Here is a 15,379-nt window from a genome sequence, read left to right on the forward strand (position 1 = left end):
AGTGTTATGTAGAACAGGAATTCGTGCTATCTTTATCGCGTATTTTACGAACGATAATTCAAAAATATTAGATATATCGTGTTGAAATTGAAATGCTAAATCGTTTTTGGTTTATTGATTTCAACATTTGCAAGATTTTTTTTAATGGTTGGTTTTTGATTTTACGAAACGGGGATTTTTCCCCGTTTTTCTTTTTTATACATGTCCAACCAGCTTAGCTTCCCCCGGCAGTCCCCTTTTACACTTTATATGATGTCGCTGTTTCCAAACCCTCCCTGTTTTGTTTCATGAACAAAGCCCGTTTCCTACTATGATAGTAGCGCTTTAATACTTTATATGCCTCTTTTTTAACAAAGAAACCCCTTTCGTGGTAAAATAACCGTAGTAATAAATCTAAGATGGTTCATTGTAAGTCCCAGTTAGCTTTTGCTGTAAGTAAGCCTAATAAGCTGCATCACCGGCAGCAGAAGAAAGAATAGATGAAACTTGGATAATGAGATAGTCCTAGGCGGGAAATCTTTAAGATAATCGTGTTATATAGTAAGAAAAAGGCTGTGGAACACCACAGCCTCTAAATATTTATCCTTTATGTTTTCTTAATTGGGTAAGCGTAGCTTGCATATCCTTGCTTAACGGCGCTTCTATCGTTTGCTTTTCACCTTGCATATTGGTAAAGGTGAGTTTGAAAGCATGTAGTGCCAAGCGGCTTAATATCGGGCGCTCTTCCTCTACATATTTGCCTAGCTTGAACTTCTTCTTAATAGCCGATAACAAAATAGGTTGTGCTGTACCGTACATCTCGTCCACTGCAATTGGGTAACCCAACCACTTCATATGTACACGAATTTGGTGCGTACGACCTGTGTGGATTTGTAGCTGTATAAAGCTGTATATGCCAAATGATTCCAATACCTCGTAATCGGTATGAGAAGCCCTGCCCCTTGGATTAGTTACCATTTTACCGGCTACCACAGGGTGCTCCATTATACTTTCTTTAATAGAGCCTTTCTCATTCGGTAATACACCATTCACAATACCGATGTAATACTTCTCTACCTCGCGGCTCTCAAATAACTTGGAAAAATACTTGTGCGCTACCTCGTTCTTCGCAAAAATGATCAATCCACTCGTATCCTTATCCAGGCGGTGCACAATAAATATTTGGTCATATTTCTTCTTCAACAAGCCCGATAAAGATGCCAATTGGTTATCATGACGGTCAGGTATGGTTAACAATCCCGATGGCTTGTTCACCGCAACTATATTGTCATCTTCGAATATAATATGTTCTTCGATTCGCATGTTCTATGTAAAAGGCTGCAAACCCTTATAATTAAGAGTTTGCAGCCTATTTATTTGGTGTAAATTATTTGAAATGTTTCAGCAAAATCACTTCTTTCTCAGTAAGTAAACGCCATTTACCACGTGGCAAGTTTTTCTTCGTTAAGCCTGCATACATTACGCGGTCGAGTTTTTCTACTTCGTATCCCAAATGCTCGAATATCCTACGCACAATACGGTTCTTACCACTATGAATCTCAATACCCAGCTGCTTCTTGTCTTTCGGATCTACATAACCCAATGCATCTACCTGGGTAGGACCATCTTCCAATACCAACCCTTCTACAATCTTTTCTGCATCCGGTTTCAACAACGCCTTATCCAACTCTACGTGGTAGATCTTCTTGATGTTATTGCTAGGATGTGCCAATTTCTGTGCTAAATCACCATCGTTGGTTAATAACAGTAAACCACTGGTATTACGATCGAGGCGACCAACAGGGTATACTCGCTGATCAGATGCATCGGTGATAAGTTCCATCACGGTTTTGCGTCCTTCCGGGTCGTCCGTTGTGGTAATGAAACCTTTCGGTTTGTTCAACAAGATGTACACAAGATTTTTAGAAATCTTGATCTTCTTGTTCGACAATTTCACATCGTCGGCAGGAGAAACCTTATGGGCCGGTTCTGTTATTACCTGGCCATTCACAGTTACTTTACCTTCTTTGATGAAATCAACTGCTTTACGGCGTGAACAAAGGCCGCAATGCGCAATATATTTGTTCAACGGCATTTCACCTGGCACAGATTCGTGCTGGGCTTCAGACGCGTCGTTTTTTACTTTTCTTTTTTCTTCTTTACGGGCTTGTTTATCGGCAAAACGCTCGTTGGCAGTATCTAAGTACTTCTGGCGATTAAAGCCGCTTGGTGTGTCGCGTTCTGGGTTTTTGAATCCTTTGTCGAAGAGTGGTTTTCCGTAGGCCGATTTCTTTACGCGCTTTGCACCGTTATCGTCGCTGCCATGGAAAGCGGATTCTTTCTTATTAGAGAATTTCTCTTTGCCAAAATCGAAGTCAGCGGTATCGTCTTTGTCGTACGACTTCTTAGGTTTTCTATCAGAAGAAAATTCTTTTCTATCTTTTGAATAACCTTCAGATGACCTTTTCTTCGGGAAGTCATCATCTTTTTTGAAACGAGGCTTATCGGAGCTGAATTCTTTTCTATCTTTTGAATAACCTTCAGGTGATCTTTTCTTCGAGAAGTCATCATCTTTTTTGAAACGAGGCTTATCGGAAGAGAATCCTTTTTTATCTTTTGAATAACCTTCAGACGATCTTTTCTTAGAGAAATCATCATCTTTTTTGAAGCGAGGTTTATCTGAAGATGCTTCAAATGTTTTCTTCTTTTTGAAGTTATCTTCTTTATTGAAGTCGTTATCTTCTTTGTGTTTTTTGAATGGCTGGTCTGCTTTAGAGAAACGTTTCGACTCGTTGAAGTTAGCCGAGTAATCGCTAAAAGTTTTGTTAGACTTTTCGAATGAAAATTTGTCTGAATTCTTGCCGCCAGCAAACTTACGATTGCTTTCGTTTTTGCTTTCTTTAAAAGGGCTAAAGCTCTTTTTACCGGCAGGTTTGTTTTGTTTCATGTATTGAATTTATATTTGCTGCATTCCTGCAGTATTAAATAGTTGAGGATGCTGCAGCTTCAGCGATTTCGTTCGCTTTTTGTTTGTTTGCCAGCTGCCCGCAAGCGGCATCAATATCTTTACCCCTACTTCTTCTTACACGTGCATTCACTTTGTTTTTAGCAAGGTATGCAAGGAAAGCATCGGTGGTTTCAGAATCCGGTTTGCGGAATACAACATTATCAATCGGGTTGTACTCGATCACATTCACCAAATCTACCGGCACTTGGCGGTAAATCTTAATCAATTCGTCTGCGTCTTGCAACGAATCGTTGAAGTTTTGGAAAAGGATATATTCGAAGGAAATTTCGTTGCCTGTTTGCTTGTAGAAATAATTCAATGCATCGATCAACTCTTTCAAGCTATTGCTATCGTTAATCGGCATAATTTGACTACGTTTTTTATCGTTCGCCGCGTGTAATGAAAGCGCTAAGTTGAAGCGAACTTTATCGTCGCCCAATTTGCGAATCATCTTCGCCACACCGGCAGTAGATACCGTAATTCTTTTAGGACTCATACCTAGGCCATCTGGTGCCGTAATTCTTTCGATGGATTTCAATACGTTGCTGTAGTTCAACAACGGTTCACCCATACCCATATACACGATATTCGTGAGCTTTTTGCCAGATTGTGCCAATGCTTGTTGATTGAGCAGTGCTACTTCATCATAGATTTCGTCGTAATCCAAATTACGCTTACGCTCCATGTAACCGGTTGCACAAAACTTGCAGCTTAAACTACAACCCACTTGGCTGGAAACACAAGCCGTTTGACGTGTATCTGTTGGGATTAATACCCCTTCCACGATGTTGCCATCGGCCAAACGGAAGCTGTTCTTAATGGTGCCGTCGTTGCTCTGTTGGGTAGTACCCACCTGCACTGCCGGCAACACAAAGTGCTCCTCCAAGTAAGTACGTAACTGCTTCGAAAGGTTTGTCATTGCCTCGAAGCTCGTTGCATGGCGCGTCCATAGCCATTCGTACACTTGCTTTGCACGGAATGCTTTCTCGCCATTTTTCACGAAAAAATCTTGTAACTCGGTTAGGCTCAAATGCCTAATGTTTTTCTTACTGCTCATTTCGCTGCAAAGGTAACGAAAAGTACGCGGATGCTTACTTTTTGTCTAAATTCCCTATTTTCGATATCCTTATGCAAACAGCTTACATTGTTGACGCCGTGAGAACGCCCATAGGGCGCTATGGTGGGGCTTTAAGCAGCGTTCGCCCCGACGATCTTCTTACCGTTGTCGTAAAAGCGCTACTCGACCGAAATCCAAGCATTGATGTCCACGCCATCGAAGACATTATTGCAGGTGCTACCAACCAGGCCGGGGAAGATAACCGCGATGTGGCTCGTATGGCCGCTTTACTCGCTGGTTTACCCGTAACTGTAGCCGGTAATACGGTTAATAGGCTCTGTGCCTCAGGCCTACAGGCTATTATGGACGCCGCCCGTGCTGTAATGTGCAACGAAGGCGATGTGTACATTGCTGGGGGCGTAGAAAGCATGACAAGAGCGCCTTTTGTAATGCCTAAAAGCGACGGAGCTTTCTCCCGTAAAACGGAAATCTACGATTCTACCATCGGTTGGCGCTTTACGAATAAGAAATTGGCAGATATGTACTACCCGTATTCTATGGGTGAAACTGCCGAAAACGTAGCCCGCCAATGGAACATCAGCCGCGAGGATCAAGATCGCTTCGCCTTCGAAAGCCAAGTAAAATACAAGCAAGCCTTATTGGCAGGTAAATGGACCGCGGAAATTGCCCCGGTAGCCATCACCCCTAATAAAGAAGAGCAAGTTATTTTCTCGGTCGACGAACACCCCCGCGAAACCACTTTAGAGAAACTCGCCGGTTTAAAACCCGCTTTCGCCAAAGATGGTAGCGTAACGGCAGGCAACTCATCGGGTATAAACGACGGTGCATCCGCAGTATTAATCGTTTCCGAAGCTGCATTAAAACGCTTCAACCTAACACCCATGGCGCGTATTGTTAGTATGGCAGTGGCAGGTGTTGACCCTTCTATTATGGGAGTAGGACCTGTACCAGCTACACAAAAAGCGATGCAAAGAGCAGGTATTACACCGAAGGATTTGAGTTTGATTGAATTAAACGAAGCCTTTGCTGCACAAGCCTTAGCATGTTTGCGCGACTTGAAATTAGACCCCAGCATCATCAACCCTAATGGAGGTTCCATTGCTATCGGTCATCCTTTAGGTTGTAGTGGTGCAAGAATTACCACTACCTTACTGCACGAAATGCAAAGAAGGGAAAACATGAAATACGGCTTAGCCACCATGTGTGTAGGGGTTGGACAAGGTGCCGCCATCATTTACGAGAAACTCTAATTCACCAAAACAAGAAAAATTTTGCAGCAGGCATCCATTCCAACGATGCCTGCTGTACTTTTATGGGAAGAATTGAACCTATGTCCGACAGCTCCATTCCAAGATCTCGTTTCATTTTAGGCTTTAGCATGGCACTTTTTGGTGCTATTTGTTTCTCCGCCAAAGCCATTTTTGCTAAGCTTGCTTATCGCCACGAACCAATTGATGCCATATCTGTACTCGCTTTGCGCATGATCTTTTCAATCCCTTTTTACCTCGTAACGGCTATATGGCTATATAGCAGGCCGGGTAACCAGCGACTTACTGCCAAGCAATGGGGTTATATATTGGTGTTGGGATTTATGGGTTATTACTTAAGTAGTATCCTGGATTTCATGGGTTTACAATACATTTCTGCCGGCTTGGAACGGTTAATTCTCTTCCTCTACCCTACTTTTTCCTTACTCATGGCAGCCGTTTTCTTCAAGAAGAAAATCACAAAGCTGCAATGGAGCGCGTTAGGTCTCGCATATATCGGTATGCTGATTGCCTTTTATGGTGATATTCAAACACAAGCCATTAGCCGCGAACTCATTATAGGCTCGTTACTTGTATTGGGCTGCGCTATAACATATGCATTTTACATTGTAGGAGGCGGCGAGGTAATACCCCAAGTTGGTTCCATGAAGTTTACTGCTTATGCATTGACTTTCAGTTCAATAGGCGTATTTGCACACTATATGCTAAAACATGGCATACATTTTCCCCAAGCCACTACACACGTTTATTGGTTATGTGCCATGATGGCCATTATATCAACAGTAATCCCCACTTTCTTAATGTCGGAAGGTATTCGAATGATTGGAGCAGGTAATACAGCTATTATTACAAGTGTAGGCCCAGTAGCCACTATCGCTATGGCGTATTTTTTCTTGGGAGAAGAAGTGAATGTACCACAGGTATTCGGTACTATCCTAGTGTTGGCAGGCGTGGTGTTAATCGGTAAAAAGGGGAAAGCCTAGTCTAATGCTTCGGAAATAAAGGTGTTTTATTATTGCTCATCGTTTCTTGCCTATATAGAGATATATCCATCCCATATTGTTCTAAGTAATTGTAAAGTACCTAGCAAGTAGGTTCCATGTGCTTTCCATGTAAATTCTTAGTAGTTTCCATGTAATCCCCATGTAACTTCCATGTAAATCCATGTAAACACATTGGTAATCTATAGTATTAGATATATAAGTGCCTTATCATTTACTATGAGTTCATCGGTAGTTCCTATATGAAGGGTAGGTACTCAGCTTGGGATTCCCTAAAAGGGATAAAGAATTCCTATTGGGAAGATGTGTAGATGAATAAGTGGGATATTATGCTTGGGTGTAAAAGGGACACTTGTTAGGTAGGAGTGCAAAACAAATAAACGAGCGGTCGTTCAAAATTAGCCCGGCCGCCCGTTGATGGCAAGCAAAATGGGTATTACAAACAAATATGTTTCTCGGTCATCATTTTACGCAGGTTGATTAAACCATAGCGCATACGACCCAAGGCTGTATTAATACTTACTTTCGTAAGATCGGCAATCTCTTTAAAGCTTAAATCTGCATAATGGCGCAAGATGATTACCTCGCGTTGCTCTTCCGGTAATAAGTCGAGCATTTTACGAACACTATCATAGCTCTGGCGTTGGATCATCTGGTCCTCGGCGCTCTTCTCGCTGAAATTCAGTACGTTAAAGATGTCTTTATCGTCGCTAGTTTTAACAATAGGTGTTCGCTTTATCTTTCTGAAATGATCCACGCATAAGTTATGAGCAATGCGCATTGCCCAAGGAAGGAAGCGACCTTTCTCCGTATACCTGTCGGCACGGATCGTGTCTATTACTTTAATAAAGGTGTCTTGAAAAATATCTTCAGCAAGAAAAGTATCCTTTACTAATAGTACAATTGAAGTAAATAATTTATCCTTATGGCGGAATACCAACTCTTCTAATGCAGATGCATGGCCCATCTTGAAGAGGGAAATTAATTCTTCGTCGTTAAGTTTGTTAATTACTTGCATAAACTTTCTACCAATACAGGTGAGTAAATAAATCAATAATCAGATAGCAGATTATTTAATAGAGTAGAGTTTATGCGATAGCGTGTAAATTAGGGTGATAGAATTATTTAATACTGGTTATTGCAAATATAATAGAATAGTTCAATAAAACAACGGGGACTCATATATTTTATAGGGTATTTTTCTAAATCATGATTTAACATTTTCCTTCCCCATTTTTGCACTTCCTAAAATTTTTAGCAAGCATTTTTCAGTACATTTGTATTATGCGCACAAAAGATACAACTGCGAAAAAAAAGGATGCTGTGAATGAAGTGAGCACACAGGATCAGATTTATATAAAAGGCGCGCGGGTACACAATTTGAAGAATGTGAATGTAAGTATCCCCCGCGAGAAATTGGTAGTGGTTACAGGTGTTTCAGGTTCGGGAAAATCGTCGTTGACAATGGATACGTTATACGCCGAAGGTCAACGCCGCTATGCCGAAAGTTTAAGCGCTTACGCCCGCCAGTTTTTGATGAGAATGAACAAACCCGACGTTGATTACATCAAAGGTATTTGCCCGGCCATCGCCATCGAGCAAAAAGTGATCACCCGTACTCCTCGCTCAACTGTAGGGTCGATGACAGAAATCTACGATTATTTACGCCTACTATTTGCCCGTGCAGGCCGCACCTATTCCCCCGTTTCCGGTAAGGAAGTGAAAAAGGATGAAGTGGCCGACGTGGTAGATTATATCCAAAAAATGCCACACGGCAGCAAGGTGCAAATTATTGTACCCTTCCGTCAACACGCTAAACGCGATGCAAAAGAAGAGCTGAATATTTTACTACAAAAGGGTTTCAGCCGTTTATTTGCAAAGGATGACGAGGGTGTTGGTAAAATGTTGCGGATCGAAGATTTGGTAGAAGAAAAGAAACCCAAATTGCCGAAAGCCACCTTCGTGCTCGTAGATCGTATCGTTACTAAAGATTTCGAAGAAGATGATATCCATCGTATCGCCGATTCTATTCAAACCGCTTTCTACGAAAGTGAAGGTGAATGTATCCTTGAGATCGACAGCAAAGAAGAAAAACGCTTCTCCAATAAGTTCGAACTCGATGGCATGCTTTTCGAAGAACCCGTTCCCAACTTATTCTCCTTCAACAATCCCTTCGGTGCCTGCCCTACCTGCGAAGGTTTCGGTCAAGTATTAGGGATCGACGAGGACTTGGTAATTCCCGATAAGCGCCTCAGCTTATTCGAGAATGCCATTGCACCTTGGCGCGGCGAAAAAATGAGCGAATGGAAAGAGGCTTTCATCCGCGCAGCAAAGAAATTCAATTTCCCAATACACAAGCCCGTTGGCGATTTAACCGACGAGCAATACAGCATTCTCTGGAAAGGAAACGAGTATGCTGAAGGCTTGAACGACTTCTTCAAAATGGTAGAACAAAACTTGTACAAAGTGCACTACCGCGTAATGTTGTCGAGATATAGAGGAAGAACTACCTGCCCAACCTGCCACGGTGGCCGTTTACGACCCGAAGCTTTGTACGTAAAAGTAGGTGGTAAGAATATAGCAGAATTAGTGGATATGCCCATCGAAAAACTGAAAGTTTGGTTCGATGGCATGGAGTTGAACGAATACCAACAACAAGTAGCTAAACGTATTTTAATAGAAGTCAATCACCGCATCAAAACTTTGCTCGACGTAGGTTTGGGGTATTTAACCCTCAACCGCGTAGCCAATACTTTATCGGGCGGTGAAAGTCAACGTATACAGCTTACCCGTACCCTTGGCAGTAACCTTACCAACTCGTTGTATATTCTCGACGAACCCAGTATAGGCTTGCATGCCCGGGATACCCATCGACTCATTGGTGTGTTGAAAGAACTACGCAACCTCGGTAATACCGTGGTAGTCGTAGAGCACGATGAACTAATGATGGAGGAAGCCGATTACATTATCGATATGGGCCCACTAGCCAGCCATCTTGGTGGTGAAGTGATTTTCGAGGGAACATACCCGGAAATCTTAAAAGATCCGAAAAGCCTTACCGGTAACTATTTGAACGGCACCATGCGTATCGACCCGCCAAAGGTTACGCGCAAATGGAAGAAGTCGATTAAAGTAGAAGGTGCTAGGCAGCATAACTTAAAAAATATTGATGTTGAATTCCCATTAGGCATTTTCACCGTGGTAAGCGGTGTGAGCGGATCGGGTAAAACCACGCTGGTAAAGCAAATCCTTTACCCAGCGTTGATGAAAATAAAAGGAGAGTTCACAGAACGTGTTGGCCGTCATAAAGCCATCACAGGCAATATCGACGATATTACACAGGTAGAGATGGTCGACCAAAACCCAATCGGTAAATCATCCCGTTCCAACCCTGTTACCTACATCAAAGCATACGATGAAATCCGCGACCTGTTTTCAAAACAACCACTCAGTAAAATGCGCGGCTTCCAACCCAAACACTTCTCGTTTAACGTAGAAGGTGGTCGTTGCGACTCCTGTAAAGGGGAAGGTGAAGTAATTGTAGAAATGCAATTCTTGGCCGATGTGCACTTAACCTGCGAAACTTGCGGTGGCAAGCGCTTCAAAGAAGAAGTATTGGAAGTAACCTATAAAGGCAAAAACATATACGATATATTGGAACTGGGTGTAGACGAAGCTTTGGAGTTCTTTAAAGACGAAAAAGATGTGTGTAACAAAATTAGGCCATTAAGCGACGTGGGATTAGGTTACGTAAAACTTGGCCAATCGTCCGATACCCTTTCTGGTGGTGAGGCGCAACGTGTAAAACTAGCTTCCTTCCTAGGAAAAGGAAAGGCTCAAGGCCACATCCTCTTTATCTTCGATGAACCCACAACGGGTCTACATTTCCATGATATCAAGAAGTTGCTGGCATCCTTTAATGCGCTGATCGAACAAGGGCATACCATCCTTGTGATCGAGCATAACATGGATGTGATTAAAAGTGCCGATTGGTTGATTGATTTGGGACCAGAAGGCGGTGAAGGCGGCGGTAATTTACTGTACGAGGGCATACCTTCGGGCTTATCGAAAGTAAAAGAGAGTTATACCGGACAATTCTTGAAATAAATAAAAACGCCCTCCACATCAATAGTAGAGGGCGTTTTCAATATATTTGACGGCGAAACCGTTGATTAACGAAGACGGTCGAGCGATTTAATTAATTTTTCATCCTTATAAATACCTTTCGCCGCTAAGAATAGGAGAATAAGGATTACAATCGGCAAGAAAGCTGCCGGAAGGAATGTAGAAGTTTGCATAACAGCACCTGCTTGTTGCTCGTCGCCAATTTTACCCTGTACAATAAAGTATTGCAAGAAAATGGCGCAAACAGCTAATAACACATTCAATACCGTTAAACGAAATTGCAATTTGCGGTTCTTGTATAAGAAGATGCAAACAACAGCTAAGGTTACGATCAACATGTATAATACAAAGGAAAGAAAGTTCGATTGAGCGGTTACTGCCACCGTTTGGGTAACACCAGCTTTTAAGAAATCAGCTTTCCATAAGTTGAAGAACCAAGTGGCGGTTCCGCAGGCTGCGGCCAGCAACAGGTAAAGACTTTGTATACGTTGTATCATGATATTTCGGCATGTTTAATGGGGTAAAAGTAAATAATTATTACGAATACTGGGCGGCTTAACACTGCTGTTCATGCGATAGTTTGTATATTGCACGCCCAATAACAATCTTATATGGCTAGAAAACTGAATAAGCAAGACGCATTGGATTATCATGCGCTCGGCAGACCCGGTAAGATAGAAGTAATACCTACGAAAGATTCAAAGACACAGTGGGATCTCTCCCTGGCTTACTCTCCTGGGGTGGCCGAACCTTGTAAAGAAATTCACAGAGACGTAGAAAATGTTTACAAATATACTGCGAAAGGTAACCTCGTAGCGGTTATCAGTAATGGTACTGCCGTACTTGGCCTTGGCGATATCGGTCCGGAAGCAGGTAAACCTGTAATGGAAGGTAAAGGTGTATTATTCAAAATATTTGCTGATATCGATGTATTCGATATCGAATTGAATACGAAGGATGTAGATGAATTTGTGCGCGTGGTAAAGGCAATGGAGCCTACCTTCGGCGGTATCAACCTGGAAGATATCAAAAGCCCCGAGTGCTTTGCGATTGAAGAAAGGTTGAGGAATGAATTAAGAATTCCCATCATGCACGACGATCAACACGGTACCGCGATCATTTCCGGTGCAGCTTTGTTGAACGCCTTGGAATTGGTGAAAAAGAAAATTGAAAAAGTTAAGTTCGTTGTAAACGGTGCCGGTGCTGCTGCAATGGCTTGCGTAAAGCTATATGTTGCCCTCGGTGCTAAATACGAGAACTTTATTTTATTCGATAAAGATGGTGTGTTGAATAAACAACGTACCGACTTAGATGCAATGAAGCAATTGTTTGCCACTTCATCTAAAGCTACCAACCTTATCGAAGCAATGAAAGGTGCCGATGTATTCGTTGGTCTTTCTGTAGGTAACGTGGTAACCCCGGAAATGGTGAAAAGCATGGCGAAAAACCCAGTGGTATTCGCAATGGCTAACCCCGACCCGGAAATTTCTTATGAAGCAGCTACAGGTGCCCGTCCTGATGTGATTATGGCTACGGGTAGAACAGATTATCCTAACCAGGTAAATAACGTATTGGGTTTCCCTTACATCTTCCGTGGGGCGTTAGACGTTCGTGCTACGCAAATCAACGAAGAGATGAAACTCGCTGCCGTTCGCGCCTTAGCAGAATTGGCTAAATCGCCTGTGCCAGATATCGTCAACTTGGCTTATAACGAACGCAACATTGTGTTCGGCTCACAATACATCATCCCAAAACCGCTCGATCCACGTTTGTTGAGCACCGTTGCCCCAGCTGTTGCTAAAGCAGCCATGGATAGCGGCGTTGCCACGCACCCGATCACCGACTGGGAAGCATACAAAGAAGATTTGAACAAACGCTTAGGCTTGGATAACCAACTCTTCCGCGTAATTGGTTCAAAAGCCCGTAAAGATCCACGCCGCGTAGTATTTAGCGATGCAGATAACGTGAAAATCTTGAAGGCTGCACAAGTGGTGAAAGATGAAGGTATTGCCTACCCAATTTTATTGGGTAACGAAGCACGTATCCGCAAGATCATGGAAGAAAACAGCATCGAAATCGATGACGTTGAAATCATTGATCCTAAGAGTGATGAAATGCAAGACAAACGTCACTATTTCGGCCAATTGTTCTTCGAAAAACGCAAACGCAAAGGGTTCAACTTGTACGAAGCGAAGAAAATTATGCGCGAGCGTAACTACTTCGGTTGTATGATGGTGGAAACAGGTGAAGCAGATGCTTTGATCTCTGGTTTAACACGTAAATACCCCGATACCATTCGCCCAGCTTTGCAGGTAATTGGTATGGAGCCAGGTGCTAAACGCGTGGCCGGTATGTATATTATCAACACGAAACGTGGCCCGCTCTTCTTGGCCGATACCACTGTTAACTTCAACCCAACTGCGGAAGAATTAGCGGAAATTACGATGATGGTAGCAAAAGAAGTTCGCCAGTTCAATATCAATCCACGTATTGCTATGATCTCGTATTCTAACTTTGGTTCAAGCCAAAGTCCTGAAGCACAAGCCATGAGCAAAGCCCGTGAGTTGGTGAAGCAAATGGACCCAACTTTAGTTGTGGATGGTGAAATGCAAGCAACATTAGCTTTTGATAAGGAATTGTTGAAAGACAACTATCCTTTCAGCGAGCTAGTAGATGGCGAAGCGAATACCCTCATCTTCCCGAACTTAGCTGCCGGTAACGTAGCGTATAACTTGTTACAAACAGTAGCAGGTTTCGATTCTATCGGTCCTGTTTTGCTAGGTATGAAGAAACCGGTGCACATCTTGCAATTAGGCTCTACTGTTCGCCAAATCGTGAACATGGTATTAATTGCCGTAGTAGATGCACAAACAAAATGCTGCCAAAAAGAAGAAGCACCTGTGAAAAAAGGTCGCAAATAAGTAAGATTTCAGTACTTTGAAATATTGTATCAAACCCCGGTAATGCTAGCATCACCGGGGTTTGTACGTTTTTACAGTCGTCATTTTTCACAATTCTTCCTATATTCGGAATATGCAAGAAATTTCACGCAAGAAAGTCTTCTTCCCGCTCAACCCCGCGTTCAGGAACTACCTTAAGTTATATGAACGCGAATTGAAGTTGCCTATCTCGTACGAAGACCTGAAATATTATGATTTCGGTGTGCCCGTGTACGACAAGTACGGGAAGGACACCTTGTGGGTAAGTGTGATGTACCCCCAGCATATGATCGATACCATTCACAACGGCCTAAAGCGGATATATTCCATTCTTAAAGCCGGGGGCGACCAAGCTGCGGAAGAACATCTACACATCGAGCGGATCGATTATTGCACCTTTGGGAATTCGCACCCCTTCCGGATCAAGATTGTGAATAATTATAATGAAGTGTATGATTATTTCTATATCAAAATAGCAGATGCTTCGCGGATATACGGCTTGGAATTGGAACATATTTTGTCGCCCTATTGGATGAACTTCTATATCGATGGTAATACGCTCGTGGAGGAGCATATTGCCGGCGTGCCGGGCGACCAGTTTGCGAAGGATTATATTAACCGCCCTGAGTTTAACCCGAAGCGGATAGCCAAGGAGTTTGTGAAATTCAACGAACGTTGTTTTGTGCGCTTACTGGGAGATATGCGTTCGTATAACTTCATATTTGATATTACGCCCGACTTCGACGATGTGCAGTTTAGGATAAGGGCGATTGATTTCGACCAGCAATTTTACGAGGGCAAGAAAACTTTATACATGCCACAATTCTTTAAAGAGAACCGGGTGTTCGTAGAATTGGCCATGAAACATTTGAATGCGGAGGTGGTGAAACAATACCAGCAGGAAGAGCGTTCGTTAATTGCCCGCCGCATAAAAGCGCACCGGCATAGGATGAAAGATTTGCGGGATGTGATTATGACCGACCGAGTGTCGTTCCCCGAGAAAATTCAGCAATTGGGAAGCGAGTTGGCGGTGCATTATGAAGACCCAGTTTTTGCTAAATGCAAGACCATGGGGGAAATAATAGAGCGTAGCTTAAAACGCTTACTGGTGAAGAGTTTACGGTAAGGGAATTGAGAAATGACGAAAAAAATGTATCCATAAAATAATAATATTACAAAGAGGAGCCAGCATATAACTGGTAACTCTTTCCTATCTTTGACCAGTTATGCAGTTCAATTTGTTCTACCACTTCGGTAAATTCCTGTTAATGATAAAGGGCATGTTTACACGCCCCGAGAACGGGAAAATGTACTGGAAAGAATTTATGCATCAATGCGTGGAAATCGGGATCGGTTCGTTAGGCATTGTGTTAATCATATCTCTCTTCTTAGGTGCGGTAACCACCGTACAAACGGCTTACCAGTTGGTGAGCCCGATTATTCCTAAAGCTACGATTGCACAAATCGTACGTGATACGATGATTTTGGAAATGGCGCCCACGATGGTCTGTATCGTATTGGGTGGTGTAATTGGTTCAAAGATCGCGTCTGAATTGGGTAACATGCGTGTTTCCGAGCAGATCGATGCCTTGGAGATCATGGGTATCAATACTAAAGCATATTTAATCCTTCCTAAAATAATGGCAGCCATCGTAACCATCCCTATGTTGGTTATTACAGCAGCATTCTTAGGTATTTGGGGCGGTAAAATGGCCGGCTCTTTATCTGGGATTTTATCCGACGAAGAGTTTATGCAAGGCTTACGCCAGTCGTTCGACGGCTACAATGTATTTTTTGCCTTAGCGAAGAGCTACACTTATTCCTTTATTATATCCAGCATCCCGGCGTATTACGGGTATTATGTGCAAGGCGGCGCCTTGGAGATTGGTCGTGCTAGTACAACGGCTGTGGTAATCAGCTGTATTTTGATTTTATTTGCCGATTACATATTGGCGGCAATATTGTTATAATCGCTTTAATAA

At 42.7% G+C, this 15,379-nt stretch carries 11 protein-coding genes; 6 read left to right on the forward strand and 5 right to left on the reverse strand.

Features of this window, described 5'->3' with window-relative positions:
* Nucleotides 1-579: 579 nt before the first annotated feature.
* From LX64_RS01155 to rlmN, 3 genes are all read right to left on the reverse strand, one after another.
* A complete protein-coding gene (locus LX64_RS01155; protein WP_111595766.1) occupies nucleotides 580-1,302 on the reverse strand; it encodes an RluA family pseudouridine synthase in 723 nt (240 codons plus the stop codon).
* A gap of 64 nt (nucleotides 1,303-1,366) precedes the next feature.
* The gene (locus LX64_RS01160) at nucleotides 1,367-2,926 is read right to left on the reverse strand and encodes a pseudouridine synthase (RefSeq protein WP_111595767.1); all 1,560 of its coding nucleotides are present in this window, start codon (nucleotides 2,924-2,926) and stop codon (nucleotides 1,367-1,369) included.
* Between the two features lie 34 nt (nucleotides 2,927-2,960).
* Entirely contained in the window at nucleotides 2,961-4,043 is a 1,083-nt protein-coding gene (rlmN, locus tag LX64_RS01165) for a 23S rRNA (adenine(2503)-C(2))-methyltransferase RlmN (protein ID WP_111595768.1), read from the reverse strand.
* A 71-nt stretch (nucleotides 4,044-4,114) separates the two neighbouring features.
* Here rlmN and LX64_RS01170 point away from each other — a divergent pair, with 71 nt between their 5' ends.
* A complete protein-coding gene (locus LX64_RS01170) occupies nucleotides 4,115-5,314 on the forward strand; it encodes an acetyl-CoA C-acyltransferase (RefSeq protein ID WP_111595769.1) in 1,200 nt (399 codons plus the stop codon).
* 80 nt (nucleotides 5,315-5,394) lie between these two features.
* Nucleotides 5,395-6,315: a DMT family transporter gene (locus tag LX64_RS01175; RefSeq protein WP_158538495.1), complete on the forward strand. Its 921-nt coding sequence runs from the start codon at nucleotides 5,395-5,397 to the stop codon at nucleotides 6,313-6,315.
* Between the two features lie 454 nt (nucleotides 6,316-6,769).
* Here the strand turns inward: LX64_RS01175 and LX64_RS01180 are convergent, their stop codons facing one another.
* Nucleotides 6,770-7,351: an RNA polymerase sigma factor gene (locus LX64_RS01180; protein ID WP_111595771.1), complete on the reverse strand. Its 582-nt coding sequence runs from the start codon at nucleotides 7,349-7,351 to the stop codon at nucleotides 6,770-6,772.
* Nucleotides 7,352-7,617: 266 nt separating this feature from the next.
* Between LX64_RS01180 and uvrA the strand changes: the two genes are divergently transcribed.
* The gene (uvrA, locus tag LX64_RS01185; RefSeq protein ID WP_111595772.1) at nucleotides 7,618-10,440 is read left to right on the forward strand and encodes an excinuclease ABC subunit UvrA; all 2,823 of its coding nucleotides are present in this window, start codon (nucleotides 7,618-7,620) and stop codon (nucleotides 10,438-10,440) included.
* Between the two features lie 65 nt (nucleotides 10,441-10,505).
* On the opposite strand, the gene LX64_RS01190 is transcribed toward uvrA, so the two are convergent.
* Nucleotides 10,506-10,955, reverse strand: coding sequence for a DUF4293 domain-containing protein (locus LX64_RS01190; protein ID WP_111595773.1), 450 nt, complete (start codon nucleotides 10,953-10,955; stop codon nucleotides 10,506-10,508).
* Nucleotides 10,956-11,069: 114 nt separating this feature from the next.
* Between LX64_RS01190 and LX64_RS26535 the strand changes: the two genes are divergently transcribed.
* The 3 genes from LX64_RS26535 (at nucleotide 11,070) to LX64_RS01205 (ending at nucleotide 15,367) form a co-directional block, all read left to right on the forward strand.
* Nucleotides 11,070-13,379 (forward strand): NADP-dependent malic enzyme, encoded by a 2,310-nt coding sequence (locus LX64_RS26535; RefSeq protein ID WP_111595774.1) that lies wholly within the window; start codon nucleotides 11,070-11,072, stop codon nucleotides 13,377-13,379.
* Between the two features lie 112 nt (nucleotides 13,380-13,491).
* Nucleotides 13,492-14,523: a hypothetical protein gene (locus tag LX64_RS01200; RefSeq protein ID WP_111595775.1), complete on the forward strand. Its 1,032-nt coding sequence runs from the start codon at nucleotides 13,492-13,494 to the stop codon at nucleotides 14,521-14,523.
* A gap of 100 nt (nucleotides 14,524-14,623) precedes the next feature.
* Nucleotides 14,624-15,367 carry an MlaE family ABC transporter permease gene (locus LX64_RS01205; protein ID WP_111595776.1) on the forward strand — a complete coding sequence of 248 codons (744 nt, stop codon included), beginning with the start codon at nucleotides 14,624-14,626 and terminating at the stop codon, nucleotides 15,365-15,367.
* The last annotated feature ends 12 nt before the right edge of the window (nucleotides 15,368-15,379 follow it).

The organism is Chitinophaga skermanii, from assembly GCF_003259335.1.
Taxonomy (GTDB): Bacteria; Bacteroidota; Bacteroidia; order Chitinophagales; family Chitinophagaceae; genus Chitinophaga; species Chitinophaga skermanii.

Bases quoted from the DNA above. Each gene is read 5' to 3' on its own strand.
- LX64_RS01155 (WP_111595766.1), bottom strand. From the start codon at position 1,302: ATGCGAATCGAAGAACATATTATATTCGAAGATGACAATATAGTTGCG.
- LX64_RS01160 (WP_111595767.1), bottom strand. From the start codon at position 2,926: ATGAAACAAAACAAACCTGCCGGTAAAAAGAGCTTTAGCCCTTTTAAA.
- rlmN (WP_111595768.1), bottom strand. From the start codon at position 4,043: ATGAGCAGTAAGAAAAACATTAGGCATTTGAGCCTAACCGAGTTACAA.
- LX64_RS01170 (WP_111595769.1), top strand. From the start codon at position 4,115: ATGCAAACAGCTTACATTGTTGACGCCGTGAGAACGCCCATAGGGCGC.
- LX64_RS01175 (WP_158538495.1), top strand. From the start codon at position 5,395: ATGTCCGACAGCTCCATTCCAAGATCTCGTTTCATTTTAGGCTTTAGC.
- LX64_RS01180 (WP_111595771.1), bottom strand. From the start codon at position 7,351: ATGCAAGTAATTAACAAACTTAACGACGAAGAATTAATTTCCCTCTTC.
- uvrA (WP_111595772.1), top strand. From the start codon at position 7,618: ATGCGCACAAAAGATACAACTGCGAAAAAAAAGGATGCTGTGAATGAA.
- LX64_RS01190 (WP_111595773.1), bottom strand. From the start codon at position 10,955: ATGATACAACGTATACAAAGTCTTTACCTGTTGCTGGCCGCAGCCTGC.
- LX64_RS26535 (WP_111595774.1), top strand. From the start codon at position 11,070: ATGGCTAGAAAACTGAATAAGCAAGACGCATTGGATTATCATGCGCTC.
- LX64_RS01200 (WP_111595775.1), top strand. From the start codon at position 13,492: ATGCAAGAAATTTCACGCAAGAAAGTCTTCTTCCCGCTCAACCCCGCG.
- LX64_RS01205 (WP_111595776.1), top strand. From the start codon at position 14,624: ATGCAGTTCAATTTGTTCTACCACTTCGGTAAATTCCTGTTAATGATA.